The organism is Nostoc sp. 'Peltigera membranacea cyanobiont' 210A (assembly GCF_002246015.1).
GTDB lineage: Bacteria > Cyanobacteriota > Cyanobacteriia > Cyanobacteriales > Nostocaceae > Nostoc.
Genome location: NZ_NOLJ01000001.1, coordinates 478,692 through 504,240, shown reverse-complemented (window position 1 = coordinate 504,240; position 25,549 = coordinate 478,692). Strand labels below are relative to the sequence as shown.

25 protein-coding genes and 1 pseudogene are annotated in these 25,549 nt (G+C 41.7%); 18 read left to right on the top strand and 8 right to left on the bottom strand.

Annotated features, from left to right (window positions below):
• Window positions 1-567 precede the first annotated feature (567 nt).
• The 4 genes from CDG76_RS02310 to CDG76_RS02290 all read left to right on the top strand — a co-directional run bounded on the left by CDG76_RS02310 (window position 568) and on the right by CDG76_RS02290 (window position 4,820).
• Window positions 568-1,452, top strand: coding sequence for a lipid kinase (locus CDG76_RS02310; RefSeq protein WP_094347460.1), 885 nt, complete (start codon window positions 568-570; stop codon window positions 1,450-1,452).
• A 131-nt stretch (window positions 1,453-1,583) separates the two neighbouring features.
• Window positions 1,584-2,189, top strand: coding sequence for an exopolysaccharide biosynthesis protein (locus CDG76_RS02305; RefSeq protein ID WP_190240729.1), 606 nt, complete (start codon window positions 1,584-1,586; stop codon window positions 2,187-2,189).
• Window positions 2,190-3,117: 928 nt separating this feature from the next.
• Entirely contained in the window at window positions 3,118-3,675 is a 558-nt protein-coding gene (locus tag CDG76_RS02300; protein WP_094347458.1) for a hypothetical protein, read from the top strand.
• Between the two features lie 368 nt (window positions 3,676-4,043).
• Entirely contained in the window at window positions 4,044-4,820 is a 777-nt protein-coding gene (locus tag CDG76_RS02290) for an SDR family NAD(P)-dependent oxidoreductase (protein ID WP_094347456.1), read from the top strand.
• Window positions 4,821-4,978: 158 nt separating this feature from the next.
• Here the strand turns inward: CDG76_RS02290 and CDG76_RS02285 are convergent, their stop codons facing one another.
• The 5 genes and pseudogenes from CDG76_RS02285 to CDG76_RS02260 all read right to left on the bottom strand — a co-directional run bounded on the left by CDG76_RS02285 (window position 4,979) and on the right by CDG76_RS02260 (window position 9,785).
• Window positions 4,979-5,758, bottom strand: coding sequence for a photosystem II S4 domain protein (locus CDG76_RS02285; protein WP_094347455.1), 780 nt, complete (start codon window positions 5,756-5,758; stop codon window positions 4,979-4,981).
• A 181-nt stretch (window positions 5,759-5,939) separates the two neighbouring features.
• A complete protein-coding gene (locus tag CDG76_RS02280) occupies window positions 5,940-7,514 on the bottom strand; it encodes a group II intron reverse transcriptase/maturase (RefSeq protein WP_094347454.1) in 1,575 nt (524 codons plus the stop codon).
• A 562-nt stretch (window positions 7,515-8,076) separates the two neighbouring features.
• A pseudogene (locus CDG76_RS02275) lies at window positions 8,077-8,832 on the bottom strand (serine/threonine protein kinase); the annotation flags it as partial.
• A gap of 43 nt (window positions 8,833-8,875) precedes the next feature.
• Window positions 8,876-9,340 (bottom strand): hypothetical protein, encoded by a 465-nt coding sequence (locus CDG76_RS38080; RefSeq protein WP_223265102.1) that lies wholly within the window; start codon window positions 9,338-9,340, stop codon window positions 8,876-8,878.
• Window positions 9,327-9,785 carry a PIN domain-containing protein gene (locus tag CDG76_RS02260; RefSeq protein ID WP_094347453.1) on the bottom strand — a complete coding sequence of 153 codons (459 nt, stop codon included), beginning with the start codon at window positions 9,783-9,785 and terminating at the stop codon, window positions 9,327-9,329. The genes CDG76_RS38080 and CDG76_RS02260 overlap by 14 nt, the downstream gene beginning before the upstream one ends.
• 60 nt (window positions 9,786-9,845) lie before the next feature.
• On the opposite strand from CDG76_RS02260, the gene leuB reads away from it, so the two are divergent.
• The 5 genes from leuB (at window position 9,846) to accD (ending at window position 13,752) form a co-directional block, all read left to right on the top strand.
• Complete coding sequence (gene leuB, locus CDG76_RS02255) at window positions 9,846-10,934, top strand: 3-isopropylmalate dehydrogenase (protein WP_094347452.1); 1,089 nt, start codon at window positions 9,846-9,848, stop codon at window positions 10,932-10,934.
• 90 nt (window positions 10,935-11,024) lie between these two features.
• Window positions 11,025-11,285: a hypothetical protein gene (locus tag CDG76_RS02250; protein ID WP_094347451.1), complete on the top strand. Its 261-nt coding sequence runs from the start codon at window positions 11,025-11,027 to the stop codon at window positions 11,283-11,285.
• A 109-nt stretch (window positions 11,286-11,394) separates the two neighbouring features.
• Window positions 11,395-12,222: a prepilin peptidase gene (locus CDG76_RS02245; protein WP_094347450.1), complete on the top strand. Its 828-nt coding sequence runs from the start codon at window positions 11,395-11,397 to the stop codon at window positions 12,220-12,222.
• A gap of 192 nt (window positions 12,223-12,414) precedes the next feature.
• Window positions 12,415-12,588 carry a hypothetical protein gene (locus CDG76_RS36940; RefSeq protein WP_190240728.1) on the top strand — a complete coding sequence of 58 codons (174 nt, stop codon included), beginning with the start codon at window positions 12,415-12,417 and terminating at the stop codon, window positions 12,586-12,588.
• Between the two features lie 213 nt (window positions 12,589-12,801).
• The gene (gene accD / locus CDG76_RS02240) at window positions 12,802-13,752 is read left to right on the top strand and encodes an acetyl-CoA carboxylase, carboxyltransferase subunit beta (protein WP_094347449.1); all 951 of its coding nucleotides are present in this window, start codon (window positions 12,802-12,804) and stop codon (window positions 13,750-13,752) included.
• A gap of 67 nt (window positions 13,753-13,819) precedes the next feature.
• On the opposite strand, the gene CDG76_RS02235 is transcribed toward accD, so the two are convergent.
• The gene (locus CDG76_RS02235) at window positions 13,820-15,241 is read right to left on the bottom strand and encodes an MFS transporter (protein WP_094347448.1); all 1,422 of its coding nucleotides are present in this window, start codon (window positions 15,239-15,241) and stop codon (window positions 13,820-13,822) included.
• A gap of 224 nt (window positions 15,242-15,465) precedes the next feature.
• On the opposite strand from CDG76_RS02235, the gene CDG76_RS02230 reads away from it, so the two are divergent.
• Window positions 15,466-16,686, top strand: coding sequence for an ABC transporter substrate-binding protein (locus tag CDG76_RS02230; protein WP_094347914.1), 1,221 nt, complete (start codon window positions 15,466-15,468; stop codon window positions 16,684-16,686).
• A gap of 8 nt (window positions 16,687-16,694) precedes the next feature.
• Here CDG76_RS02230 and CDG76_RS02225 read toward each other — a convergent pair whose 3' ends face one another.
• Complete coding sequence (locus CDG76_RS02225) at window positions 16,695-16,967, bottom strand: type II toxin-antitoxin system Phd/YefM family antitoxin (protein WP_223265101.1); 273 nt, start codon at window positions 16,965-16,967, stop codon at window positions 16,695-16,697.
• Between the two features lie 379 nt (window positions 16,968-17,346).
• Between CDG76_RS02225 and CDG76_RS02220 the strand changes: the two genes are divergently transcribed.
• The 6 genes from CDG76_RS02220 (at window position 17,347) to petJ (ending at window position 21,385) form a co-directional block, all read left to right on the top strand.
• On the top strand, window positions 17,347-18,255 hold the full coding sequence (locus tag CDG76_RS02220; RefSeq protein WP_094347447.1) for a carbohydrate ABC transporter permease: 909 nt from the start codon (window positions 17,347-17,349) through the stop codon (window positions 18,253-18,255).
• Window positions 18,252-19,088 carry a carbohydrate ABC transporter permease gene (locus CDG76_RS02215; RefSeq protein WP_094347446.1) on the top strand — a complete coding sequence of 279 codons (837 nt, stop codon included), beginning with the start codon at window positions 18,252-18,254 and terminating at the stop codon, window positions 19,086-19,088. The genes CDG76_RS02220 and CDG76_RS02215 overlap by 4 nt, the downstream gene beginning before the upstream one ends.
• Before the next feature lie 182 nt (window positions 19,089-19,270).
• Complete coding sequence (locus CDG76_RS02210) at window positions 19,271-19,486, top strand: hypothetical protein (RefSeq protein WP_094347445.1); 216 nt, start codon at window positions 19,271-19,273, stop codon at window positions 19,484-19,486.
• A gap of 133 nt (window positions 19,487-19,619) precedes the next feature.
• Entirely contained in the window at window positions 19,620-20,111 is a 492-nt protein-coding gene (gene psbV, locus CDG76_RS02205; protein ID WP_094347444.1) for a photosystem II cytochrome c-550, read from the top strand.
• Between the two features lie 265 nt (window positions 20,112-20,376).
• Complete coding sequence (gene petE, locus CDG76_RS02200) at window positions 20,377-20,796, top strand: plastocyanin (RefSeq protein ID WP_094347443.1); 420 nt, start codon at window positions 20,377-20,379, stop codon at window positions 20,794-20,796.
• 244 nt (window positions 20,797-21,040) lie between these two features.
• Window positions 21,041-21,385: a cytochrome c6 PetJ gene (gene petJ, locus CDG76_RS02195; RefSeq protein WP_094347442.1), complete on the top strand. Its 345-nt coding sequence runs from the start codon at window positions 21,041-21,043 to the stop codon at window positions 21,383-21,385.
• A 418-nt stretch (window positions 21,386-21,803) separates the two neighbouring features.
• Here petJ and CDG76_RS02190 read toward each other — a convergent pair whose 3' ends face one another.
• Window positions 21,804-23,309 carry a hypothetical protein gene (locus CDG76_RS02190; RefSeq protein WP_094347441.1) on the bottom strand — a complete coding sequence of 502 codons (1,506 nt, stop codon included), beginning with the start codon at window positions 23,307-23,309 and terminating at the stop codon, window positions 21,804-21,806.
• Window positions 23,310-23,921: 612 nt separating this feature from the next.
• Between CDG76_RS02190 and CDG76_RS02185 the strand changes: the two genes are divergently transcribed.
• Together CDG76_RS02185 and CDG76_RS02180 are read left to right on the top strand one after the other, a co-directional pair.
• Window positions 23,922-24,617 (top strand): esterase/lipase family protein, encoded by a 696-nt coding sequence (locus CDG76_RS02185; protein ID WP_094347440.1) that lies wholly within the window; start codon window positions 23,922-23,924, stop codon window positions 24,615-24,617.
• Between the two features lie 101 nt (window positions 24,618-24,718).
• The gene (locus CDG76_RS02180) at window positions 24,719-25,351 is read left to right on the top strand and encodes a cytochrome b N-terminal domain-containing protein (protein ID WP_094347439.1); all 633 of its coding nucleotides are present in this window, start codon (window positions 24,719-24,721) and stop codon (window positions 25,349-25,351) included.
• Window positions 25,352-25,549: the final 198 nt, after the last annotated feature.

The following is a 25,549-nucleotide window of genomic DNA, read 5'->3' as shown; positions in this document are numbered from 1 at the left end:
AATTCCAAATGAATATAGGGATTTCCCGCCGTTAAGCAACCAACTAGCGTTGCATTGAATTCAACACAGAAGCGCTATATACAGCGTTCGTTTTTTAAGTAAATGACGTACACAGTTAGGGGTACAACATTGTTGTGTCCTTAAAATAATCTGTACCTCACCTTGGCGTAGCCTCTGTCTGCGACACGCTGCGCGTTCGCGTAAGCGTCCCGCAGGGAACGTAGAGAAGTTGCAATCTGCTGTAAATGTATCTATTTTAATGAAAAATATCTCTTGTGTTTGGCATAATAATATTTGAACAACTCGCTATTTTATAAATAAAAACACCTAAAATTCATTTATCTAGGAAGTAATAATTATATTTGCTGAAGATAAACACACTGAGGTCTAGTAGAGCTAAACTAAAGAAAAAGAAAAATTAAAAATTATTAGTCACAATATAATAAGTGTTAGGTAAATGAATTGTTGATAACTTTCATAACAGCCTAAACACTTTTTTATAGTCAACATCAAGCAGAATACATAGATGCGGATAATTGGACATATCAACAACAAAAGGTACCACCCATGAGTTCCCGCGCACTGCTGTTAGTAAATCGTCACGCTCGTCAAGGGCAAAAGGGTCTGTCGGAAGCGATTCAAAGTCTGAAAACACTTGGCCTTGATTTAATTGAGGAGTCTACAGAAGATCCCAAACATCTTGCTGAAGTTATACTTCGCTATAAGCATCAAGTTGACTTGGTAATTATTGGCGGAGGAGATGGTACTCTAAATGCTGCCGTAGATGCTTTAATTGAAACTCAGTTACCTTTGGGAATCTTGCCTCTGGGAACTGCCAACGATCTAGCGAGAACTTTAGGAATTCCAAATTCCCTCAACGAAGCTTGCAAAATTATTGGAGATGGACATTTACAGCGCATCGACTTGGGTTGTGTGAATGGCAAGCACTTTTTTAACGTTGCCAGTATGGGATTGAGTGTAAAAATTACTCAACGACTTACCAAAGAAGTCAAGCGTCGTTGGGGAGTATTTGCTTATGCTGCCACTGCATTGCAAGTAATTTTGGAAGCCAGACCTTTTACAGCAGAAATTGCAATCAACGGTGAATTAGTTCGCGTCAAAACAGTGCAAATTGCAGTCGGTAACGGCCGCTATTACGGTGGTGGTATGGCAGTGGCTGACGATGCCACAATAGACGATCAAAGGCTAGACCTTTATAGCTTGGAGATTGAACACTGGTGGCAGGTTATATTACTACTACCCGCAATGCGACGAGGGCGACATATACATTGGCAGAGTGTACGCTCCCTTCAAGGTCAAGAAATAGAGGTACATACTCGCAAACCTCGCCCTATCAATACAGATGGTGAAATCACTACTTACACACCTGCTCATTTTCGGGTTATACCTAAAGCTATAGCTGTTTTTGTACCCTCGGAAAGCAGGAGTTAGGAGTCATTCAATTTTAGATTTTAGATTTTAGATTTTCCTTCAATTGAAAATCTAAAATTGGCAGAGTTTAGAAGTTATTCTCCCTCATCTCCCTCTACTACAAAGTGGGAACTCGCATTAACTCACGCCAAATGCATCTGAGATTTTCTCAAGATATAAAGTCCCTGTTGCAACGCCTAGCTGAACAACCTCTAACTCTAGGTGATATTCTGACAGAAACCTCAGAACGGGGCTTCAGCCTGGTAATTACATTATTAGTTTTGCCTTTTTTGCTTCCTATGCCACCGGGATTAACTGGCCCATTTGGTGGTGCTTGTTTACTATTATCAGTGCAAATGGTTTTAGGAAGGCGATCGCCTTGGCTACCGAAAAGAATCGCTAACTACAAATTTCCTCGTTCCTTCGCCCAGTTACTTTTGCAAAATTTGGGACGGCTTACCAAAGTTTTCCAGAAAATCGCCCGTCCCCGATTACCAAAAATAGCTCATAATCCTTTAATTTGGCGAATTAATGGGTTTTGTATCTCTTTATTAACAGTATTACTAATATTACCAATCCCGTTTACAAATCCTATCCCGACTATCGGGATTTTACTTTTGACTGTTGCCACGATCGAATCTGATGGTTTATTAATTTGCATCAGCTACGGCATTACTGCCCTAATTACTTTGCTATTTGGATTTATTGGTTATGCATTGTGGTTAGCTCCCAGTTTGCTGCCATCGATATTGAAATAATAAAAGCCTCCAGCTTTTGGCTGAGGGCTGTAATTTTTTAGGGTGCATCTACCATTTATTAATCCACTTTATTTATTGCCATATCCGGGCAAATTAGACTTTTTAGCAAATTTATTTTATTTACGAATAAAAAAAGTATCAGCAATAAAAAAGCCTTCAACTAAAAGCTGAGGGCTATGATTTAATTAAGGTGCATCTACCATTTATTAATCCGCTTTATTTATTGCCGTATCCGGGCAAATTAGACTTGTGAACAAATTTATTTTTTTCACGACTAAAAAAAATCAGCAATAAAAAAGCCTCCAGCTTTTGGCTGAGGGCTGTAATTTTTTAGGGTGCATCTACCATTTATTAATCCGCTTTATTTATTTCCATATCCGGGCAAATTAGACTTGTGAACAAATTTATTTTTTTCATGACTAAAAAAAATCAGCAATAAAAAAGCCTCCAGCTTTTGGCTGAGGGCTGTAATTTTTTAAGGTGCATCTACCATTTATTAATCCGCTTTATTTATTGCCGTATCCGGGCAAATTAGACTTTTAATCAAATTTATTTTTTTCACGATTAAAAAAGTATCAAAAATAAAAAAAAAGCCCTCAACTAAAAGCTGAAGGCTGTGATTTAATTAAGGTGCATCTACTATTTATATATCCGCTTTAGTTGTTGCTACATCAGGAAGAATTGAAAAAAATGCATGGCTGTGGAATTGATTTCGTTAGCTACAACGGTAGTACTAGTCTCAACGAGGATTACCTACGGTATTTGACTAGGTAATCATTGACCAACTTCACATTAATTTTACAATTATCCCCATTTTCCTCTAAATACACAAAGTTTCTGTTAATATCTCTAATTGGATATCCGCAATAGTACGAATTTAGTTTATTAGTTGGGTATATGACTATGAAAGTTAGACACACCCAACTTGATGAAGCGATCGCAATTTCTATTAGCCCTTGCTAGTCTTAGTATTTTCGGGGGAAGCTTTTTTCTGAGAACAACTTTTAGCAGTACTAGCGAGCCTAAAATTATAACTGATACATCACGCTACAAAGAAATTCGTAGTCAGCTATGGTCTGAAAATGACCAAGTAAAACATTTTCCTAATGAGATTCCTCCTGATGCTAAAGACGTTCGTATTGCTTACTCTCCCAAAGTTTTGCAAGGAAGTAGTTTTTTTCAAATTAGGTTAAAAGAGCCACCAAAGAAGATAGAAAAATTACTTTCACAATATAGAAATAGTGCCAAGCACAAATATATAGGTGGTGACACAAACGACCACATAAACCAACCTAACGGTGTGCCGACAACTTTCTTCTATACTAGTGATTCTCCTACAGAATCTTTTCCAGCTACTTATGAAATACTGGTATTAAATACAGACGACAAAGGTAGACCTGGCTTTAAGTGGAATCATGGAGATAGCTACGGCGTTGCTATTAATAGTTCCACGTCAGAAATTATCTATTGGTCTGAAAAATGGTAATTAGCAATTCAAAATGAATTTGAATCGCTATGAGAAAAATAATTATTTTTGACATTGGACTTCAGAAAAAATATCTAGATAAGCGGCAATTATACTTTCAGAGAAAACCGCAAGAAGAATCAGTCAATTGGAAGGCTGAATTTAGCAAAATTTTCCACAAACTATTTTTTGAGATTGAGATAGCGGTAAATCTGTGTTTCAATTTTTGCAATAGGTTCCATTGTGAAATTCTGAGTACAGAAAACTAACCTTCATTTCAGTACTAAGTAATGCTTTTACCCTTTTTGGTATATCACTTTGGGTAGTTAAAACTTATAGCCAACATCGCTAAAATTTATAAGTGCTTAAAAACTATCTAAATATGTAGAATGCCAACTGCTTTAATTACTGGTGCTTCTAGTGGTATTGGTAAAGCCTTTGCCCAGGAACTAGCTGCACGCAAGACAAATCTTGTACTCGTTGCTCGTTCTGAAGATAAACTAAGCCAATTAGCTAAACAACTACAAGAACAACACAACATTCAAGTAGACGTTATAGTTAAAGACCTCACAGAACCTAATGCAGCAGCTAGTGTATTTGATGCCACAAAATCAAAGGGATTAACCATTGACTTATTAATCAACAATGCTGGTTTTGGTTACTATGGTGACTTTGCTGAAGGGGATGGAGAAAAACAAGTCAAAATCGTACAATTAAACATTTTGGCATTGGTAGATTTAACTCATAAGTTTTTACCCTTGATGCGCCAACGTCGTTCTGGAAGTATTATTAACGTATCCTCGATTACCGCATTTCAACCAATACCATATCTTTCTGTTTATGCTGCAAGTAAAGCTTTTATTCTCAGCTTTAGTGAAGCATTATGGGCAGAAAATTATCAGTATGGTGTCCGTATTTTAGTCACTTGTCCAGGGCCAATAGAAACAAACTTTTTTGCAGAAGCTAATTTTCCTCCAGCGTTGGCAGGCAGTACAGATAAAGTTTATTCTTCCGAAAAAGTGGTTTGGGAATCTTTAGAGGCTTTAGAAAAAGGCTATCCAACTGTTATTAGCTCTGATACTACCACTCAAATTAGAAGCAAATTATCTCGCCTTGTACCGCGCAAACTTCTACTGAATATGTTAGCGAAACGCTTTAAAGCCTAAGTATTAAGTATATATTTAGGAGTAGAGACGCGATGAATCGCGTCTGTACAAAAGTTTGGAGTTAAGAGACGCGATGAATCGCGTCTGTACAAGAGTTTGGAGTTAAATAAACTGATGTATTTAAAACTCCTCACTCCTAACTTTTCACTCCTAACTTATTACATATATCTTGTTAATTGAACTCGGTAACGCTCTTTTTTGGTAACGGCTATTTCCCCAACTTCTAAACGCCCTTTAGAGCGAATGGCGATTAAGTCGCCGGATTTGACTTGAGAACTAGCTTGGGTAACTTCCTTCCAGTTGACGCGGACATCACCAGCATCAATGAAATCAACCATTTTGCTGCGGGACATACCAAAACCAGCAGATGCGATCGCATCTAATCTTAAAGAAGCCTCCACAGTAGTTAATTCTTTTTTCTTGGGTTCCCGAACCTTTAATTCAGTTAGCTCAATCTGCTGAGTTTTCACAGGAACCGATCGCACCTGTTTCAGGCTCATTGACAAAAATTCTACCAACTCTGGTGCAACAATCGCCTGTGCCCCCCGTTCTCCCAAGACAATCACATCTCCCGTCTTTTCACGAACAATTCCTGTCCCCAACATTGCGCCTAAAAAGTCGCGGTGAGAGGCGGTATCAAACAGGAAATTACCAGCAATTTCTACAGCTACAAGGCTGACTTGAGATTGCTCTAACGGAAGTTCTGAACGAGCGATCGCTATTCTTTGACGTTCAGCTTGCGGATATCCACCCCACGCGACTAATTGCACTTCTGTTAATCGGTTAAATACCCGTTGAATTTCTGCCAATTCTGGGGGGGATAGAAAATCTGTCAAAACTACTTCCCAAGTTTTGATTGCTTGCTCCGCTTGATCGATTGCACGAGCTACACTATCTCGATTTTCAACACCTTTTAAAAGTTCTTCTCGTGGCAACATTCTTAAAAATTATGAGTTATGAATTGAGAATTAATCTGCTATAACTATCCTGATTCTAGCTTTAATTCCCATTTCAGCCATTAGTAACTTTCATGGGTTGAGTCGATGGGGGATATTATTCCCCGCACCTCTCAGTTAAATCTGGGCGTGCGACTTTCACCGCACCCAGCTTCCGATGTTCTCAGCTTGCGCTTTTGCTCATGTGTTCGTAATCGTGGCAACTCTCATGAATTGCTTTGAGATTATTTTTCTTCCAGTTGGCGTGTTTTCCGTCGATGTGATGCAGGTGAACCCGTTCCTCATCGATGAACTTTAAACCGCAGGAAGCACATCTATGGTTTTGCTTCTTAAGAGCTTTAGAGGTTTCGCTGTCATAGAGCTTACTTTTACGTTCACTCCAGTAGGCTATATTTCCGTCATAGGGGGATTTTATTCCTTGAACCATGACGTGTTTATTTTCGGAGTAAGGAACTGCTGGGAATGCTTTGTCTAGTAATTTCTTACTGGAGTCGCGGTTTTGTTTGGTTTCCTTGTTGAATACCGTGTAAGTTCTTTTTTGGATGTGGTATAACGAGTTTCTAGACCCGTCCATCTTGCAGAACTTATGGTAGTTTCTCCAACCTCTAACTACCGGGGCTAATTTCTCCGCCTTTGTGGTAGCACCATAATTCGAGTTGTTGACGATGTGTTTTACTTTCTTACGAAAAGCTCTGAAGTTATCCACTGAGGGATTACATCTGAACTTTCCGTTTTTCTGGACTTTAAAATGCCAGCCGAGGAAATCAAACCCATCTGTCGCGGCGGTAACTTTGGTTTTCTTTTGGCTTACATTCATTCCGCGCTTGCGGAGGAACTCGCTGATTCTTTCAAGTATTTCTGTCGCATCATCTTCGGGTCGGAGTATAATAACCATGTCATCCGCGTATCGGATTGATGGTTCAGAAATATCACTGGCTGAGGTTTTATCAGTGATTCTGAATCCTTGGTTCCTATGATATCTGTGTATATTCTCAATCCCGTTGAGCGCAATATTAGCTAGTAAAGGACTGACCACTCCCCCTTGTGGGGTTCCTTGTTCGGGGAATTCTGGATTGACTCCAGCCTTGAGGCATCGGTATATTCCGAGTTTTAAGCCTTTTGGAGCAATGAGTTCGTCCATTATTGCTGAGTGATTAATCCTGTCGAAGCATTTTTCAATATCGAGTTCAATAACTCGTTTTTCTATTCCATTGCAAAAGGAGTTGAGGTTGTTGAAGATGTACTTTTGTGCATCATGGGCAGAGCGCCCAGTTCTGAACCCATAGCTCCTGGCGTGGAAAGTGGCTTCGTGTGCTGGTTCGAGTGCATATTTTGCGAGGCACTGCCAAGCTCTATCCGCGATGGTTGGTATCTTAAGCATTCTGGTAGTTCCGTCCTTTTTAGGGATGGGGATTTCCCGTAAGCCTTGATGTTTCCAATTTCCACTATTCATTTTCATTAGTTCTTCAAGGTTGAAGCGTTCTTTAAATGAGAGGGATTTCTTACCATCAATACCCGCCGTTTTTTTGCCAGCGTTTAGCTGAGATACTTGTCTTATTGCAAGAAATCGAGCCGAGGTGGATTTTAAAATAAGCTTTTGGAGTGACCGAGCTTTCCGCTTGTCTCCAACTTGAACAGCTTTAAATACGCGCTTTTGAAGGCGGAAAAGATTTCGGCGGAATTTCTTCCACGGTAAAGCTCTCCAAGATTCACTAGTATGTTTACTGTGTCTAATCATTTTCTCTTCTCTAGTTTGTATTTTCTGAACACCTCAGACCAGTTACGGTCTGTCCTACCCGACTTGTGAGAGTTCCGCTTCTCGTTTAGCCTACTTGGGGTTCGACTGCCCCATGACTCACAAATCGTTTTTATTCGTTCCCTCGGAGAGATTGATTGTTCCGTTAGATGTAGCCACTTCGACTGCTGGATTCCCTGGACTCTTACCGATACTGAAAAGAAATGTTCGGCGGGAATGGACTCCAGTGAGGTCAGGGATTTTGCGTTGCGCCCTGCCTTCAAATAAGTCGCTTTTCTAGGCTCTGTTTCATCATAGGAACTCCCTGTTAGCGCCAGTGTCAACCCGCAACGGTCGTCTGGTTGCGCCCTGTTCCCAGCTTCACTCTACAAGAACCGAGCTTGTTCGGTGTGGGCAGATAAGGAGTCAATTCTGAGNTCTGAATGGTAGGGCTTTCACCTACATCTGACCGAGAGTTCAGCCTTTGGTGACAGTAATCTGCTGTCGGGCTGGCTTAGTTATGTACGGACTGGATACCGAGATTCACTATGCAACGAATCGCACCCATTCCTTTGATAATCGCATCATTCACGCGATCGCTAATATCAGAATTAAACTGCTTTGGCGCTTTTAAGGGAATATCGCCGTCTTTTCGATAATTAGCAGGTATAGGAGTTCTCCCAGTCAACAAACTAGACAAAGTTGCAGCTAAAGCATAAACATCAGTATAAGTTCCAAAACGTCCCTGCCTTTCATACTGTTCTACTGGTGCATAGCCTTCTGTTTTAGAATTGGTCATGCTGAGGGTTTTACCAATGGTAAACTCACGCGCTAGACCAAAGTCAATCAAAACTGCTTCTTCTTTCCCATCGCGCAAAATAATATTATTCGGCTTGATATCCCGATGTAAAAAGCCTTGTTGGTGAACACATTCTAATGCTTGTCCGACTTGATTGATATAGCGTAATGCTTCATCCTCTGATAAGTGTCCGTGCTTATCAACGTAAACTCCTAAATCATCCCCATTAACGTATTCCATCAGCATTCCCCACAATCCAGCTTCTTGTATCACTTCATAGACTTTGACAATATGGGGATGCTGACAACCTCGTAATCGCAACGCTTCGTTAACAAATTGTTCTTGCTTTTCTTGGAAGTCACCTTGACTTTGCTGTACCGGATTGAGGGTTTTGATGGCAAATAATTTACCTGTGCGCTGTTCTAGTGCGCTATAGGTGACACCAAAGCCACCACCACCAAGGATTTTTTGAATGATGAATCTGCCGTTTTTGAGGGGTTGATTGGGTGTCCAAAGTTGCATAGATGCGCTAACTAATAACTGCTGAGTAGAATTTAACCTTTATTTAAAGCTGTTGTCGTCCGTCCTCAATACTGACGAAGATTTCCTCAAGAGTAATATCTCCTAATATTTGATCCCTATCTCGCGTGTAATCTCCACTACTCATCTCAAATTGCTGCATAAATCGCGCCATGCCAGCATGACCAAGGGTTTTAGTTAGTGCTTCTACTCCCAATCGCCTAATCTCAGCTTGAGAAAGTTTAGTTACATCTAGCATTTTCATATTTGTAACTTTGGGCAGAACATCTGAACTTTCAACCTGCGAGATCCGCCTTTCTTTGATTCGGGCAACTATTTGCTCAATAGTAGGATTTCCTAATATTTCATCCCTATCTCGCGTGTAATCACCGCTTCCTAAATCGAATTGATGCATAAATAGCCCCATTCCTGCTGGGCCAAGAGTTAAACTCAGCGTATCTATTCCTAATTGCTGAATTTGAGTTTGAGTCAAATTACTAACATCTATCATTTGCAACCTCTCTGAGCCACTGAAGCGGGTTCTCTACTCTCACTTGTAGCAAGTCTTTGTGCCTTGCAGCCAAACGTAACATTCTGTCATCAGTTGTGAGCAAAACATCAGCATTGCTAACTTCTGCACAAGCAATATGCAACGCATCGTAGTCTTTAAAGCCGATTTGGGCAAGTTCCCCAGCACGAAATGCAATTTGTTGAGTTATATTCACTTTACTAATTGCTAAAGCAGCCCAAATCTGCATCTGCCGTTTTCTTGCACCTTCAGGAGTGTTCCGAAGCTCATCATCAAAGGTTTCGCTTCCTTGCAGCCGCCAATCGCCCATTTGAATAATAGCTAAAATGCGAAGCACTGCCTCGGCTTCTAAAAAAATCCGTTCTTGTGTCTGGTGATCAAAAGGGCGATTCAGACAACATACATCTAAATAAATTAAAAACTCCATCGGTACATTTTGCTAGGTATGATATTTAATCTGCAAGCATTTACCTAGTAATAATCAGCTATGACCCAAAACTACCGCATTACCCTACTACCCGGCGATGGCATTGGCCCTGAAATTATGGCAGTGGCGGTAGATGTGCTGAAAGTCGTAGGGAAACAATTTGATCTGAAGTTTGAATTCCAAGAAGCCCTCATTGGTGGTGCAGCAATTGATGCCACAGGGGAACCCCTACCATCTGCCACTCTAGATACCTGCCGTAACAGTGATGCTGTATTACTCGCAGCGATTGGTGGTTATAAGTGGGATTCCCTGCCATCCAATTTACGCCCAGAAGCAGGTTTGTTAGGACTGCGTGGAGGTTTAGAATTATTTGCCAATTTGCGCCCAGCGAAAATTTTGCCCCAGCTAATCGACGCCTCGACTTTGAAACGCGAAATTGTCGAAGGCGTGGATATTATGGTGGTGCGCGAACTCACTGGTGGGATTTATTTCGGTAAACCTAAAGGGATTTTTGCTACAGAAACCGGTGAGAAACGTGGTGTAAATACAATGGTTTACACCGAATCAGAAATTGAACGCATTGGGCGGGTGGCTTTTGAGGCGGCTAGAAAACGCGGTGGGAAACTTTGTTCAGTAGATAAAGCCAACGTATTAGAAGTATCTCAGTTGTGGCGCGATCGCATCACCCAACTTTCTCAAGAATATCCAGATATCGAACTCTCTCATTTATATGTAGATAATGCTGCTATGCAGTTAGTACGCGCTCCCAAACAGTTCGACACCATAGTTACAGGCAACTTGTTTGGTGATATTCTCTCTGATGCTGCTGCCATGCTCACAGGTAGTATTGGGATGTTACCCTCAGCTAGTTTGGGTGCTTCTGGGCCTGGTGTATTTGAACCAGTTCATGGTTCCGCCCCAGATATTGCTGGGCAGGATAAGGCAAATCCTCTAGCACAGGTTTTGAGTGCGGCGATGATGTTACGCTACGGTTTAGACCAACCAGAAGCGGCAAATCGGATCGAACAAGCCGTATTGCAAGTTTTAGAGCAGGGCGATCGCACCGGGGATATAATTTCTCCAGGAAAAAATCTCCTTGGTTGCCGCGCTATGGGAGACTCACTCATCAAAGCTATCGAACAAAAATAATTTTGTATAGCAACTTGGGCAATTTGGCAACCTTTGCTATAAGTTTCGGGTAGACTAAAGGGAAATCTAGCAATCAAATAACAGTCGATAGTGTACGCATTACGACAAGGACAAGTAAATTTTACCGCCCCAAAGAACCAATCGCCTTTGATTGATCCCTCTGTAATTAGAGCTGCTGGGCAGATATACTATACTCACTGTGAAGTACATCCCGAAATAGCAGGGCAACCTTCCGGTGTAGCAATTAATCGTGTGACTCATCGAGGTAAGGTTATTTTTACTAACCAACCAGTTCTTTTACCTCAAGAGTGTTTTGTGCCCTTAAGTCAAATTGAATCCCACATGTATTAGTCATTAGTCATTGGTCATTGGTCATTAGTCATTGGTCATTAGTTATTGACAAAGGACAAATGACAAAGCACAAATGACACAGGACAAATGACAAAGGACAAATGACTGTATGGACATTTTGTTCGCCATCCCGGCGAGTGTAATAGTCTTTGCTTTGGGTGCATCTATTGGTAGTTTTCTCAATGTTATTGTTTATCGCCTACCTGCTGGGTTGTCAATTCTTTGGCCGCCTTCTCGTTGTCCTAAATGCTTAAACCAGCTAAAAGCTTACGACAACGTACCAGTGTTCGGCTGGATTTCCTTAAGAGGGCGGTGTCGATATTGCAAAAGCAAAATTTCTGTCCGTTATCCCGTGGTAGAAGGGGTAACGGGCATAATTTTTTTACTAATTTTTTTGGTATTTCAAGTTTCGACTTTAACAATAGGCTATTGGGCTTTTTGCAGTTGGTTATTAGCGCTATCACTCATCGACTTAGATACAATGACCCTACCCAATCCACTTACTCAGTCGGGTTTAGTGGTAGGGATTTTGTTTCAAATGGTAGTTGGTTTTCTACCAGAAGGTAGTTTTGTGGCATTGGTAAATCACCTGATAATGGCTACAGTTGGCGCAGTATTAGGCTTATGGCTGTTTGATGCGATCGCCCTATTGAGTTCAATTGCCTTTAGAAAAACTGCAATGGGTGCAGGTGACGCTAGGTTAGCAGCTATGATGGGAGCCTGGTTAGGTTGGAAATATTTGCTCTTGGCTAGTTTTATTGCCTGTGGGCTGGGAGCACTAATTGGCATCGGTATTTTGATTATGCAGCGATCGCGACAAAAATTAGGACAAAAGATCCCTTTTGGTCCTTTTCTGGCTTTAGGATCTGTGATTACCCTGTTTAGCGGCGAAGCCATTTTGTCTAGCTACCTGCGGTTATTTTTTCCAGCGTCTTGAATTGAAGTAGGGAGTGGGTGAGGCAGGGGAGCAGGGGAGAAGTTGCAGTAAGTTTTTCCCCTCTGCCCCTCTGCCTCTTGTGCCCAATGTCCTATACCCATAACTAATGCGCTTTCATAAGAAATATTTATAATTCGTGACTGTAACCAACATTACCCCATCTACCTTTCACATTTTGATAATATTCAGCTTGTGACTTGTATTACCCTCTTAACGACGATTAACCGTTGGCAAGCGCAACTAGTACAACAGATGCTGATTGTTCAGAACCTAGCAATACGAATAATTGATTTGGGTGGGAGGGGGAGAGCATCTTATTTGGAGGTTGGTATTCTCATGGCTTTGTCACTACGTCCATATAATTAAGTCTGCTGAAAAAAAGAGCAAGAGACTTGTATTGGTATAAGTATTTTCGTTAAGCTGGCAACCAAAGATGAAAATTAAGGTCTGAATTGCTTAAAAGCGTAGTTTAACGATGTAGCCATTAGTCTTAATAAAGAAAAATGACTAATGACTCAGGACAACCCAATACGGTTTGACATGTTTTCGACCTCATACCCACTTAAAATAAAATAAAAAATGGCTAACAACGAAGAATCACGTGGTTTAAAGTCTTTATTTGATTGGTTTGCAAATCGGAGGAAGTCAGGATCTACCAGCCTCGAGCGCCAAGAACGTGAAATTGCTGATGGATTGTGGCATAAATGTTCTAAGTGCAGCGTATTAGCATATACAAAAGACCTGAAAGCCAATCAGATGGTTTGTGTCGAATGTGGTCATCACAATCGGGTAGACAGTGATGAGCGCATCCGTCAATTGATAGATAACAATACCTGGAAACCGCTGGATGAGCATTTGCGTCCAACCGACCCGCTAGAATTTCGCGATCGCAAACTCTACAGCGATCGCTTGCGGGAAACACAAGATAAAATTGGCTTAATAGATGCAGTTAGAACTGGTTTAGGTCAAATCAATAGTTTGCCTATTGCCCTTGGGGTTATGGACTTCCGCTTCATGGGTGGTAGTATGGGTTCGGTGGTGGGAGAAAGACTCACCCGGATGATTGAGCAAGCCACTCAACGACGCTATCCTGTAGTTATCATCTGTACCTCCGGTGGCGCGAGAATGCAAGAAGGTATGCTCTCTTTGATGCAGATGGCGAAAATCTCCGCAGCCTTACAGCGCCATAAAGACGCCCGATTATTGTATATTCCAGTTTTAACCAATCCGACAACGGGCGGCGTTACCGCTAGTTTTGCAATGTTGGGCGATATAATTTTGGCAGAACCCAAGGCAACCATTGGTTTTGCTGGTCGGCGAGTGATTGAGCAAACCCTGCGGGAAAAACTACCCGAAAATTTCCAGACTGCTGAAGATTTGCTCCAGCATGGTTTTGTTGATGATATTGTACCCCGTACCCAATTAAAGAACACCCTAACCCAGCTGATTGCTCTACACCAGCCTGTATTAACAACACCTCACATGGTGTTGTGGGAAACAATGTCCTTGACTTCTACCGCCGCAGAATAAAGCAGGGGGAGCAGGCGGAGCAGGGGAAGACAAGGGAGAAAATACTACCTTGTCCTCCTCATCTATCTCATCCTCTCCCTGGCTCTTGGAGAAACATGAGTGGAACCAGGGCTACTAGTCGGAATAGAGCAGAGAGGACAAACAAGCTTAGTAAACCTCCAGACTGGGCAAATTGGGCGATGAAACTGCCTATAGTTGTGCCCAAAGCACCGCTTACTCCAGCAACGGCAGCTGCGATCGCAAAATAGATAGACTGATTTTTAGTTGGTGCGATCGCCAATTGTATATTGTTATTGCACAAGTCAATTGCCGCCCAAGTCCCTCCAATCAAGATGTGTAACAGTGGCAACCACAGCCAGATGTCAAGGCGATTAACACTAATCCCCAACCACAGCAATGGTGTAGCTGCAACCAAAATCCCAATACAGATGAGGATGGGACGATTGCCTATCTTGTCTGCTAATCTTCCCCACAGGATAAGCATTAGCAAAGTCGCCGCCGCCTGAAAGCTGTTGTAGATAGTCACATAGCTCACATCCAAATCCAGCGTATCCAGCATATAGAGGTTAAAAAAAGGACTGCTGAGGTTAACAGCAAGTGTCCAGAAGCTGAAATACAGCAGAAAAATCAAAAAGTTAGAGTTTTTCCAGATGCTGTTAGTTGACTGGTCTTGTGGTGGATGAATTGATTGAAGCACTTCAGAAGATTCATCTTTTACAACCTCTGATTTAATCTCACTTGTTTGAGTTAGCTTGCCATGATAAGTGTTTTGTGATAGTGGATTCATATCCACCTGGAAATACTGGCACCCTAATCCCATAATCCCAAATACAACGCTTACCAGTAGAACTATCCCATAACCTTGTAGAGATCCCCCATACCAATATGATACAACTAGACCGGCCATTGGTACGCAAACCAAAGTGGTAAGGTTAGCAGCACTATTGCGTGTCCCAAAATACCTGCCTCGTAATCGCCGGGGAACTATCATTGCTACCCAACTTAGCCACGATGCGCTTCCTAGTCCTCCCAAAAGATTGCTGAATAGAACAATCAAGAGTGTCAATATGACTAACTGATGAGCATCAATCACTCCCAAGCTGGCGCTGACAATACCAATTACTAAAATCAGCCATAGCAGCCGACCAATTCCGTGTGTCCGAAGCGAATATTGAAAGCGGCTGGTGCTGCGTTCCGACAAGTAAGCACCCAACGGCTGAATGAGATTGACCAACATCGGGATAGAGCAAAGCATCCCAAATACCACTGGACTAGCACCCAATTCCACCAATAAATTGCTGAGTAAAATCCCGCCAGTTCCAAGAGAGTAAACCGATGCTAAGACAGAATCCGCAGTGGAAGCTTTTAAACTAGTGCGAATAGTATCTTTGGGAATTCGAGAGTTCGGAGAGATTGATGTTGGTGGTGAGGCAATCTGGGTAAATTCTAGAGTTAGTGGCGCAGTTGTTTCAACCTGAACAGAATCCATAATCTATGTTTATGGGTAAAGTACCCTGGATAAATCCGGTTGCAGAGGAATTCAGTACGCTTTATAGCATTGCTAAGAATTTTTCGTTATTTTAGCTTGCAATTCTCAACAAAAATTTCAAATAAGTAAAATATCATTCCTTAATAACACAAGGTATAAGCGAGGAAAGAGAATATTATTTGTTTGTGAACAATAAAGGATTATTTAATTTTTTGGCATTGGTGATGGCGATCGCGATCGCTATTATTGCTTGTCAAAGCCTACAATTGCCAAGCAAACCGTTAGCATCTACCGCAATCACCATCAAACTTAGTGGTTGGGGAGGTTCTCCCGTTGAGCAAAAACTCTTGAGACAAGTACTGCAAGACTTTGAAGCACAACATCCGACAATTAAGGTCAAATATGAGGTAATTTCCGACCAATACATGGATGTAATCAAAACTCGTTTAGTTGGGGAAGCTGCACCCGATGTCTTTTATCTAGATGCGCTGGAAGCTCCTTTCTTGATGAGTCAAAATGTCTTGGAACCGTTAGATAGTTATATCACTCCTAAATTTGACTTACTAGACTTCGAGGATACCCTACTCAACAGTTTTAAATATCAGAATCAGATTTACGGTCTTCCCAAAGACTATTCCACCCTTGCTTTGTTTTATAACAAAAAAGCCTTCGCCTTTGCAGGCTTGAGTAATCCGCCAGTGACTTGGGATGAATTACGTAATTACTCGCAACAATTGACAGGCAAGCTTAACAAATATGGCTTTGGGGAAATTCCAGAATTAGCGCGTCAAGCTTATAAAATTAACGCTTTTGGTGGACAACTTGTCGATCGAAATGGTTATGCTACCTTTGCGAGTGCAGCAGGTTTACAGGGTTTAGAGTTGGTAGTAAACCAGTATCAAAAAGACCGCTCCTCTGCCCAAAAATCTGATGTGGGGACAAACTCAGGTAGTGAAATGTTTGGTCAGAGTAAAGTGGCAATGGTGATTGAAGGTAACTGGGCAATTCCCTATTTAACTGAAACCTTTCCGCAAGTAGAGTTTGGTACTGCATCAGTGCCTACTATTAATGGCAAAAATGGCACGATGGTGTTTACAGTAGCCTATGTGATGAACAAGCAAGCACAACACAAAGCCGAAGCCTGGGAGTTAATTTCTTATCTTACAGGTAAAGAAGGAATGCAAAAGTGGACAGGAACAGGGTTTGCTTTGCCAACGCGTAAATCAGTGGCAAAGAATTTGGGTTATGACCAAGACCCGTTGCGATCGCCATTAGTCGCAGGAGTTAATTATGCTACACCGTGGCAAGTAGGTCAGTATCCAGGTGCGATCGTTAATAATTTTGATAACCAGTTTGTCAGCGCCTTGTTGGGACAACAACCATTAAATGAGGCGATGGTAAAGGCAGAAAATGAAGCTAATCAGCAAATTAGGGCGATGGAGTAATACTTAGTCTAAGCAATCTTTCTTGCCTCTACCAAATCACTTCTTGTCCATTCCTCAGTGGTTGGTGTAGTTAAATCCTCAAAGTACTTCACTTTACCGCGCATCTCTCCAAATAGCTCCTCTGTTGAAGGTGTTTGCGCGTATTTGGAAATTTTCAAGACTGGCTTACTGCGATCGGTAACTACAATTTCTTCTCCTTCTGACTCTACAAGTCGTAAGAACTCAAGAAGTTGAGATTTGAGTTTACTTTTAGAAATTGATTTAATAATAACTGTAGTCATGCTCACACAAACAATGTCTTTATTGTTGTCTGGGAGTACTAGCGTGGCAAGCTTAAAATAGTGCATTAGATGTAGGTTGGGTGGAGCGCAACCCAACATATATTCAGGATGTTGGGTTACGCAAAGCCTCCACCCAACCTACAATTTTTTTGCACAAATTTAGCCTTGCCACGGCAGTACTGGCGTGTCAAGACTAAATTTGTGCATTAGCAAACTCTTGTGGGATGGGCTTCTAGCCCGTCCTAATTGGCGGGCAAGATGCCCGCCCCACAAGAAAATTTATTGCAACATTTTAGCCTTGACACGCCAGTACGATAAATAATCAAGCACAATCCATCGCTACAGTCGGGTTAGTGCGGGATTAAGCGGAGGTTCAGTAGTGTTTGAAATCAACAGGCGGCGCAGAAACTTCAGGTGGAACATCACCGAAGACGTGGCTGGGTATATGTTCATGATGCCCACCATCTTAGTCTTAGGGACTTTTGTAGTCTTACCCATTCTCTACGCCGTTTTTCTTTCCTTCCAAAAAGTTCAACTTCTCGGCGGTATTGAATACGAGTTCATCGGTTTTCGCAACTTCACGCGATTGGCTGAAGATGAAAGAGTTTGGATTGCTTTGAGAAACACAGCCGAATATGTAGCTATTGTTGTGCCAACTCAAACTATTCTGGCTTTAATTCTGGCGGTAACTCTGAATTCTGCAATTCGCGGTAAAAACTGGTGGCGTATCCTCTATTTTTTGCCGACAGTCACTTCTTCAGCAGTGCTGACACTCATCTTTATGTGGATTTATAACACTGATGGGCTATTAAACGATTTTCTCGCTTTTGTGGGGCTACCTACTTATAACTGGTTGGGCGATCCAGCAGTTGCGCTCAAAGGCATTATGATTATGAACATTTGGTCAACTGCGCCGTTTTTTATGGTAATTTATCTGGCGGCGTTGCAAGATATACCCCAAACACTTTATGAGGCGGCGGAACTCGATGGTGCAAATGGGTGGCAGCAATTTATCTACATTACTCTTCCCCTGCTTAAGCCTGTAACCTTCTTTGTGGTAGCAGTGGGGGTGATTGGGACTTTTCAACTTTTTGACCAGTCTTACATCTTTTCTGGCGGTACTGGCGGGCCGAACAACGCTACCTTAACTGTGGTGCTGTTGATTTATCAAGCTGTATTTCGGAATTTACAAATGGGATATGCAGCCGCGATCGCATTTTTGTTAACAGCAGCGATCGTTGCCATCACTTTGATTCAGCGGCAACTTTTCGGAGGCGAACGAATTTGACTAACTCCTCTGGCTTATTCTGGCTCAAAGCCCTGTTGTACGTCTTGCTGACACTTTATGCAATCATTACTCTAATTCCCTTTCTCTGGGCACTTTCAGCATCATTTAAGCCGCTATCAGAGATTGTCAGTGGTGAACCCAACTTTCTCCCCAAGAATTTTACTCTCGATAACTACAGGCAAATCTTTCTCCAAGAACCGCTTTTTTGGCGTTGGTTGTTTAACAGTGTAGCGATCGCCATCAGCGTCACTCTTTTAAACTTGTTATTAAATTCAATGGCTGGTTATGCCTTAGCAAGACTGCGCTTTGTAGGCAAACGCTTTTGGTTTTTCCTAATTTTGGCAGTACTAGCAGTACCAGCGCAAATCACCCTGATTCCGACATTTTTGATTTTGAAAGCGATCGGCTGGCTGAATTCTTACCAAGGCATGATTGTTCCTAGCATGGTTAATGCCACTTTTATCTTCATGATGCGGCAGTTTTTTGTTAATTTTCCTAAAGAACTAGAAGAAGCAGCTCAACTCGATGGCTTAAATACTTTTGGAATTTTTCGACACATTGTCTTACCTTTGGCAAAACCAGCACTAGCAGCGCAGGCGGTTTTTGTCTTCATGGGGAGTTGGAATAATTTTTTACTGCCTATAGTTATCCTATTTGACCCAGAAATGTTTACCCTCCCCTTGGGGCTGAACACCTTCAAAGGTCAATACATCAGCTATTGGAACTACATTATGGCGGCTTCTATGGTCTTTACCCTGCCAGCTTTAGGCATTTATGCCTTTTTTAATCGTTACTTTATTCAAAGCGTCACCTTTACCGGGGGAAAAGGTTAATAGGCATTAGTCATTAGTCAAAAGTTAAAAGTTAAAAGTTAAAAATTCTTCCCCTGCTTCCCCTGCTTCCCCTGCTTCCCCTGCTCTCTTTCCTCAAACAGTATTTTGGGCAACAAATTGCACTCCTAACGTGATATTGGTATTACAGCGACTCAATCTCGATCTATCAGTAAACAAGCATTATGGGTTTTGCAGACCTATCGATCGCAGAGATAGCAGCCGACTACAGCATTCCTGTAGAACAAGTGTTTTCTCTGTGCAACCAACTGGGAATCGCCTACAAACACCAAAAGACCCGTTTGGCGTTAGAAGATGCAAAGGCAATTATTTCCCAAATATCCTCTGAAATATGCCCCAAAGGTACTAACGACTTGGTGGGTGATCACGAAGTCACCTGAAGGGTTATCTCAGAACTTTGGCTAATAACTGATAGCTAATGATAAAAAACAATTAGTCATTAGCAATTAGCAGCTTGGAGATTGAGAATCGCGTTCTTAGCTGTGTTGAGCGTCAAAATCTTTAAGGGGAAACATGTTTATAAGACTAATTGGCGTTGTTGTGGCTACTGTTTTACTCTCGTTTCAGTTGATTGTCGGTAGCGCGACAGCAGTGGAACTAGACGAAGCTACCCGAACAGTGCCATTAAATACTCAGGGTGATACCGTTGTACTCAGCCTTAAACAAGTCAAAGAAGGCAAACGCTTATTTAATTACGCTTGCGCCCAATGTCATGCGGGGGGAGTTACCAAGACAAACCAAAACGTGGGACTTACTCCAGAGGACTTGGCACTGGCAACACCTAACCGTAACAACATTGAAGGTTTAGTAGATTACCTGAAAAATCCCACTACTTACGACGGGGAAGAAGAGATTTCCGAAATACACCCCAGTCTCAAAAGCGCAGATATTTTCACAGCAGTGCGAAATCTGACAGATGATGACTTGGAGGCGATCGCCGGTCATATTCTCTTACAACCCAAAATCGTTGGTACTAAGTGGGGAGGCGGAAAAATCTATTACTAAATCCCGGAGTTGAGTCATTGGGAATAGGGTACTTGTACTGAGCGTAGTCGAAGTATTGGGCATTGGGAATAGGGCATTGGGAAGAATTCAGTCTCCATTCCCCATTCCCCATTCCCCATTCCCCATTTACTGCTTATTGGACAGCTTTTTGCAATAAATTGCTCTCCATTCTTAAAAAAAAATTGATCTATGACAGATTGTCATATTTGGTGTTGATTTTATTTAAAATGAGAAAAGGAAAAAAATTGTTTGTTAGGAGAGAGCTATGAAATTAATTTCGGCAAGCTGGCGACGCCTTAGTTTAGCTGTGTTGACAATCCTTTTAGTTGTTAGCAGCTTTGCTGTTTTTACTCCCAGTGCTTCGGCTGAAACCTACAAGGTAAAATTGGGTAGCGATAAAGGAATGCTGGCATTTGAACCTAAAAAGTTGACCATTAAAGCAGGCGACACCATTGAATGGGTGAACAATAAAGTTCCTCCCCATAACGTTGTGTTTGATAATGCCAAAAACCCCACTAAGAGTGCCGATTTAGCTAAATCTCTGTCTCATAAGAAGTTGCTCATGAGTCCTGGTCAAAAGGAAACAACCACCTTTGCAGCAGACGCACCTGCTGGTGACTACACCTTCTACTGTGAACCTCATCGTGGTGCTGGTATGGTTGGTACAATCACTGTCGAAAGCTAGAAACACTAGCGTTTGACACGAGATGATTACTCAGTGAAATTAGCTCATCGCCACACGCTACACTCCTAGAGTGACGCATAAAATGCAGAAATGGCGGTAACGAGTTCTATCCTTCCCTAAGACGCTAAACAATCTGTAGCGTTCGAGGAGTGAACTTGTTACCGCCAATTTTGATCAAATTTGACTTAATCAGGGATTAATCGCGTTTATACTCTTGCTGGAGGCTTGTTGCGAGGAAATACTGTTGAGAATACTTTTATTAATTCTACTGTCGGCGATCGTCCTATTCAAATTTACATTCATTAGTCCAGCACTAGCTGCCGAAACATCCAACGGTGCGAAAATTTTCGAGGCTAACTGCGCTTCTTGCCATATAGGTGGCGGTAACATCCTTATCAGCCAGAAAACCTTGAAAAAGGAAGCATTGTCAAAGTACCTAGAAAATTACAATCAAGACTCAATCCAGGCGATTATCCACCAAGTGCAAAATGGTAAAAATGCTATGCCTGCTTTTAAAGACAAGTTAAGTTCTGAGGAGATTCTGGAGGTAGCTGCTTACGTTTTTCAAAATGCGGAACAAGGTTGGTAAAGTAGCTATACCGTCTAGTTTTTGTGGTGTGAGCGTTTGCCTATCTTTAATTACTGACAAGCTAGACGCTCACCCCAAAACATTGGAGAATTTATTTGTTGGAAATCCCTCAATGCATTTCCTTCTGGGAAGCTTTTAACGAACTTCTAAATTAAGTATTATGTATGACGAACTAGCGATCGCTAGTTCGTCAACTACTAAAAACAATATTTTAAACCCAAAACCCTGATGTATAAACGCGATTTATCGCGTCTTAAAACTACACCAATAACCCTGAACTCAAGCGTGTTGTATTTTAAACAGGACTTATGCAAAAAATAGTCGAAAAGAATGATTTTCAGGTAAGCTTTTTTATCAGACGCTGCAAATGCATCTAGATAAATCACCCCTACCTGAATCCAAAATCATCAACAGGCGATTATTTTTCTGGATTAGACTTTTGTCTGTTTTCCTTAACTTCGCGCAACCGTTCTACTAATTTTTTATCTGATTCAGCACCAGATGTAGACTGACCCTGATTGATTTTCGGCAACAATAAAGGTTCAGAAGTAGTAGCTGCCGATGAAGGCGTAGACTGGTTATTTTTAATTTGCAGTTCAGATAATGGTTTGGGAGTAGCTGCTGGTGTAATTAATGGTTTGAGAGTACCTGTTGGTGAGGACGTAGGTGGGTTATTTCTGATTTGTAAATCAGGTAATGGTTTAAAAGTAGCTGCTGGTGAGGGGGTAATCTGATTGTTATTGATTCCCGGTGTAGATAATGACGAGGGGTTTTGCTCTTGAGTAGTCCCAGTAAGATTGCTCGTGCTGTTTTGGAAACGTAGGTTGAATGGATAGGAACTAATCTGTTTATCTCCCTTGGGGGATTGCTTGTTGAAGTATTGCCTTGCTTTTAATTGCAATTCCGGGGAAATTAACTTGTCTTGAAATTTGATATCTAAGACCTTACCATCAGGATCTACAACCAATACTCCCAAAACAGCACCTTGAAGATTTGACTTATTCGTGGATAATGTTTGACGGATGACTGGTTTTTGTTCAGCGTTGGGGTATTGTTGCTGGACTTCCTTTCTCAGGTTGGCGTAGGAGTCTAACTGTGCAATTGCCTGTTGAGTTCCCTTCGGTGATAAATCCGCTGTTTGTAGCGTGCTTCCCCTAGTTCCAATTAAAGTATCCCCATTCCTTGGAGCTTGTTTTAGAGAATTTATCAGCGGGTTTTGAGCAATTGTAGACGACGCATTAGGAATTGGTTGCGTCATTGCCTGCGAAGTCGGATTTACCTGTGCCGTTGCAACGGGTGTACTGTCAGATAAGATTGGAGGCTGGGGATTCCGCAGCATATCAGCAGGTATTTGCTGCGATTGCAATTCTGGCAACCTATTTACAGCTAGCGGCTTAGGTGGCTCGTATTTGGCAACACTCTCATTCACATTTACACGAGGAACTGGTTGAGAGAATCTGGCGCTGGTATTAAATTTAGAACTATCAAATTTAGAAGCATCAAACCGCAAATTATCACTAGGAATCATCCGCAAAGATTGCCTTGTAGGCAAGGAAGAGACTCGATAGTTATTTGATGATGCGGGTAGCGGAGGCAGTACCATCTGGCTGGATGGCGATGGCGCTAATGGGGTTAATCCCGGTTGGAGGCTAAAGTTTGAAGCAGCAAGTGGGGCGACTGGAGGTAATTGTTGTAAACCAATTTGGGGGGTGCTTTGCGGCAAACGGTTTTGGTCAGCTTGGCTCAATTCCAAAAGTCCGACTGTTTTGGATGATGCTGTTTCTTTGGGCTTGTTAGACTCCATCGGCATCAATGGTACGATCATGGCGATCGCACCGTGGATACCAAGGGAGGCTATAGCTGCTATCCCAATTGGCTGGCTTAAGATTTCTGGTATATTTTTTAGCAGGGAGACGTAAGACATGGCTGTTATCGTTCACTCACTCAGTTGCAGTTGACTAGCGATTTTCTCTTTTCGACATTGCAATATCTTGCAAGATATGCGTTCTTTATAAGGAAATAATAACTTCCCCAGTTGGCAATCAAAACGCCAAAATTGCCATTTATTGAAGTTTTTAATTAATCTAATGACGCTGTATCATATCTTCAAAATTCGAGTCTGCTAAAGAGGTATTTGAAAAGTTACTACTTTTGATTTTTTATTGTTATGACACACAATTAAAATTAATATCTGGGAGTTTTATAAAGTTTAAGTAGACGCACAAGTTTGAATACATCAAAACATCTGCCAAAGTTGCCTTGTTTTTCAACTGTTTTTCAGTCAACTACACTTTTGTAACAGATGACACACGTGTTTGTGCTAGACTAGCCCCTATTTGAAAATACTACCACATCGGCAGCCCCTCAAACTGTTGCAAATTGTACAATTTTATTGACATTCTAGCCTTAAATTCCACCAAAGCTATTGGTTTTTTCTCTCAGGGGTGAGTCAGGCGATCGCAATTCTAGCTCCTCAATATGACTACTTCTTCGTCAAAAAAGTTCAAACCCTCAATCATTGCATCCAAAATTTCAAATGCCGTTACCGACAGTTATTTTGCCTGGATATCTAGAAAGCGCGATCGCTTATCGCCAACTAGAACAATCCCTACAAAACTTACATTTTCCCACAGTTACAGTCCCACTGCTGCGGCGTGACTGGCTCCCCACTTTTGGAGTAAGACCCGTAACACTGATTTTGCAACAACTCGATTACACGATCAAGCATATATTACGTCAACATAATGCTACTCAAATTAACTTAATTGGTCACTCAGCCGGAGGTTGGATATCCCGCATTTACATGGGAGAAAAGCCCTATTTAGCACGCGGTGATGTCAAACCATTTCTCTGTCAAGGGCATCCCTTAGTTGCTACTTTTGTCACCTTGGGTACACCCCATATTAGCCAAGAACGCTGGACACGTTCCAATCTAGATTTTGTCACCAATAACTACCCAGGAGCGTTTTACAAAAACGTTCGTTACGTTTGTGTAGCTGGCAAAACTATCTTTGGGAAAAGGCGACCTGGTAGTTGGTTAGCTTACAGTAGCTACCAATTAACTTGTGGTAAGGGTAACACATGGGGAGATGGCATTACGCCCATTGAAGCTGCTCATTTGGAGGGGGCGGAAAATCTAGTGATTGAAGGTGTCAAGCATTCTCCCAGAAGTCCCGGAATTTGGTATGGCTCACAAGAACCCTTAAAAGCTTGGGTGCAATATTTGATTTAAAAAACTTTATTTTTATATAAGAAAAGTAAAATTTATTAAAATTTCTTAGCTAAAATTGTAATAAGAATAAATACTTCAGTTAAGAACAGGAGGGGTGAGCCATGCAAAGCACCCAGTTCGATAAGATTTTGCGACGAATAGCGACGATATTATCAGTCGTGATTTTGACTCTGTGTTTAATTTATATCTCTACCGGAGTTTTGCTGTCTTTTTACTATGAACCGACAGCAGGCGGAGCTTATAACTCATTAAAGATGATTAATACACAACTGCCATACGGCTGGTTGTTTTGGAGAGCGCATGAGATTGCTGGTAACGGGGTAATTGCGATCGCTCTAATTCAAATTGTGGTGATGTTTTTAGGTCGGCAATTTCGCAAGAGTTGGCTGGCTGCTTGGATTAGTGTGATTTTGTTAACCCTAAGTGCGATCGGGCTGGATTGGACAGCGATGATTTTAGATTGGACTCAGGAAGGGTACTGGCGTTTTAGCATTGAGCTAGGAACCATCGAAGCCATTCCTTTGATTGGTGGGCAACTGCGCGAAATCCTGACTGGTGGTGGAGCCATTAACACAACTACCGTCGAACACCTTTACACAATCCACAGTTATCTAATTTCGGTAGCGACGCTAATTCTCGCCATAGTACATTTGTCTGCTTTACTCTGGCAAGAATGGCAAATGTATCAAGAAGCGCCAAAACCAGAAAGCGAATTTATTCCTTCCCAAGGATAATAAAGAGCCAAAGAAGAGGAAAAGGGGCAGGGTGCAGGGTGCAGTGGGAAAACGCCATAAATAAATTTAGGCGCTTGATTTTAGACGCATTATTTCTTGTGCTATGCATCTCGAAATAAATATTTAACATTAAGCATAAATAAATTTATTTGTTCTGGAACCCTCTATTGCTGGGAAACTACAGCATCTTCTCCCTGC